This window comes from Rhodopseudomonas sp. BR0C11 (assembly GCF_010820945.1).
Classification (GTDB): Bacteria; Pseudomonadota; Alphaproteobacteria; order Rhizobiales; family Xanthobacteraceae; genus Rhodopseudomonas; species Rhodopseudomonas palustris_H.
The window spans coordinates 1-2,852 of the sequence record NZ_QTKI01000523.1 but is presented as its reverse complement, the minus strand read 5'-3'; the positions used below and the strand labels follow the sequence as shown (position 1 = coordinate 2,852).

Here is a 2,852-nt window from a genome sequence, read left to right as displayed (position 1 = left end):
CGGACTTCCCGACGTGCAGCCCATGCAGACCGCGGTGATGGACAAGCTGCAGGAGCAGATGCTGTCGAACATCGAAAAGGTCTCGCCCGAGGCGTTGATGAAGACCTGGTTCACCTTCGATCCGAAGCTTGCCGAACGATTCGGCGAGATGTTCATTTCCATGACCGGCCTCGGCAGTGCGCTGACCAAGGATAAGAAGTAACCGATCATTGGAGACGCGATGCCCGCCGACCGCGGCGCCAGTCCGAATCGCGAGCGGCTGAAGCCTCCGAGCGTCGCGCTGCTGCTCGCCGAAGCGCGCAGCTTCTTCGAATTCAACGCCAGCCTGCTGCTGTCGCCGCTGCTGCTGCAGGCGCCGCGCGGCGACGGCCATCCGGTGCTGGTGTTGCCCGGTCTGCTCGCCAGCGACCTGTCGACCGCGCCGATGCGGCGCTATCTGCGGCAGCTCGGCTATGAGGTGTTCGCCTGGGAGCTCGGCCGCAATCTCGGCGGCATCTACCGGATGCGTGCCCGCCTGCGCGACCGGCTCACCGCGGTTCATGAAGCGACTGGCCGCAAGGTCAGTCTGGTCGGGTGGAGTCTCGGCGGTGTCTATGCGCGGGATCTGGTGCTGCATGCGCCCGAGATGGTGCGCGATATCATCACGCTCGGCAGCCCGTTCACCGGCGACGTCACCGCCACAAATGCCAAGCGGATCTACGAGAAGCTGTCTGGTGAAGAGCTGACCGAGGTGCAGCTCGAAGACCTCGAACCGCTCGGCGGCGAGATGCCTGTGCCGACCACGTCGATCTACTCGCGCACCGACGGCATCGTGAACTGGCGCACGTCGCATCTGGCACCGTCACCGCGGGCCGAGAACATCGAGGTGATGCTCGCCAGCCATATCGGCCTGATCGTCAACGCCGCGGTGCTATGGGCGATCGCCGACCGGCTGGCGCAGCCGGAGGGTACGTTCGCGCCGTTCGATCGCTCCGGTCCGTTTCGCTTCACCTACGCCCCGCCAACCCGCTAAAAGGTCGTCGCGCGGCGCGTCGCGCAAAACCAAGAGGGGAGCCGGCAATGGCCGACAAGGACAACGATCCGGCAGCGGCGTGGCAGACGATGTTCGGCGAGATGAGCAAGGGTTTTGCGGCCTTCGCCAATCAGGCGCTGGCGTCGCCGGAGCTCGGCAAGGTGGCGCAGCAGGTCGGCGGTGCTTCCGCCGAGGCGCACAAGCAGTTCGCCGACATGATGGACAAATATCTAGCCGGTATGAATCTGCCGTCGCGCGCGCAGATGCAGGAATTCAATACCCTGCTCGCCGAGGTCGAGCGGCGGCTCGACGAGCTGACTGCTGCGGTCCAGCCGGCAAAGGCAGCGAAGCCGAAAGGCTAGCCAGCAAAGTTCCAAATCGGCGTGAAGATGTCGATCAACACGTTTTGATTGTGTCGCCATTTTCGAAAATTGGTGTAATTACAATGGCTTAAGATGTTATTTTTGTTGCGTTGCAACATTCATATTGCGATGCAGCATGATTTATGTCATATTTTACCTGCCCGGGCCGCAGGTCGGACGGGAAGACCATGGCTCAGACGAGGATGGAGATTTCAGATGACCGATACTGCCAATCACGAGAGCTACACTCAGGCGGCCGAGACGGTTGCCGACAGCGTCAAGCAGGCGTTTCAGCCGGTGACCGACGCGTTCAAGAACTTCCAGACCCTCGAGGTTCCGGAAGCCGCCCGCGACTTCGTCAAGCGTGCCGCCGGCACTGCCAAGGAGAAGGTCGCGGACTTCCACGCCGGTTCGGAGAAGGTAACCTCGGCGATCGAGGAAACCGTCGCCAATTCGGTGAGCGAAGCTGCCAAGATCACCCGCAACATCCAGCAGGCGATCTATCAGGACACCGAAACGTTCTTCTCCGGCATCGATAAGCTGGCGTCGGCGAAGTCGGTTCAAGAGGCGTTCCAGATCCAGACCGACCTTGCGCGTTCGCAGGGCGAGGTGCTGGTGTCGCGCGCCAGGTCCGCCACCGAGTACTTCGGCAAGCTGGTCAGCGACAGCGCCAAGTCGGTGCAGGACAACTTCGCCAAGACCTTCAGCAAGTCGGCCTAACCGCCGCTGCTGACGACCCCGGGCCTCTGACGATCGAGGCCCGACGTTCCTCCCGACCTCGGCCCGCTCGCGCGGGCCTTTCTTTTTTGGCAACCCCCTGCAGTCATTCCGCGGCGCTCGCACAGCGAGCGAATCCGGAATCGCGAGGTTGTTAGTAATGAGAGATTCCGGGTTCGCGCTTGCGCGCGCCCCGGAATGACAATTGGAGAGTTCGTGCGACCTACGGCCGCCGCGCCACGGGCAACCGCTCGCTCTTCTTCCGCGGCGCTGCGCGCTCGGCCTTGGCCGGCTCCGTGATCGCGTCGATCGCCTGTTCGGCGCCGGCGATCATCAGCGTCGTGACCATCTGCGCATAGGTTTCGCGCGACAGGCCCTTGCCTTCGCGGAACCAGAGATAGTGCCAGTTCAGCATGCCGAACAGCGACATCGTCAGCGGCTTCAGCAGCTCCGGCTTGGCGGCCGTGGCCGGGATCGCGGCGGCGATCGCGTCCGACATCGATACCACCAGCTTGCGCTCCAGCGCCTTGAGGGTTTCCTGCTGCTCCGGCGGCAACAGCTTCAGGCTGGAGATCTGCACCTGATGTTCGGCATCGGCGCCGCGATAGGCTTCGAGCAGCGCCGCCGAAATCGCGAACAGCCGATCGCTCGGATCGCTTTCGCCCTGCGCGGCGGCGTCGACCACCGTCACCAGATGCTGCAGGTGATCCTCCAGCAGATCAAACAGCACCGCATCCTTCGACGGGTAGTAGTGATACATC

5 protein-coding genes are annotated in these 2,852 nt (G+C 63.1%); 4 read left to right on the top strand and 1 reads right to left on the bottom strand.

The window, feature by feature from the left end; genetic code table 11:
- From DYI24_RS24525 to DYI24_RS24510, 4 genes are all read left to right on the top strand, one after another.
- Nucleotides 1-202, top strand: a 202-nt coding sequence (locus DYI24_RS24525; protein ID WP_164574176.1) for a hypothetical protein, incomplete at its 5' end; no start/stop codon positions are given.
- Between the two features lie 18 nt (nucleotides 203-220).
- The gene (locus DYI24_RS24520) at nucleotides 221-1,012 is read left to right on the top strand and encodes an esterase/lipase family protein (RefSeq protein ID WP_164574175.1); all 792 of its coding nucleotides are present in this window, start codon (nucleotides 221-223) and stop codon (nucleotides 1,010-1,012) included.
- Between the two features lie 47 nt (nucleotides 1,013-1,059).
- A complete protein-coding gene (locus DYI24_RS24515; RefSeq protein WP_164574174.1) occupies nucleotides 1,060-1,374 on the top strand; it encodes a hypothetical protein in 315 nt (104 codons plus the stop codon).
- A 216-nt stretch (nucleotides 1,375-1,590) separates the two neighbouring features.
- On the top strand, nucleotides 1,591-2,094 hold the full coding sequence (locus DYI24_RS24510) for a phasin (RefSeq protein WP_107345509.1): 504 nt from the start codon (nucleotides 1,591-1,593) through the stop codon (nucleotides 2,092-2,094).
- 220 nt (nucleotides 2,095-2,314) lie between these two features.
- Here DYI24_RS24510 and DYI24_RS24505 read toward each other — a convergent pair.
- Nucleotides 2,315-2,852 (bottom strand): TetR-type transcription factor C-terminal domain-containing protein (locus DYI24_RS24505; RefSeq protein WP_164574173.1); only part of this gene is annotated, 538 nt, incomplete at its 5' end.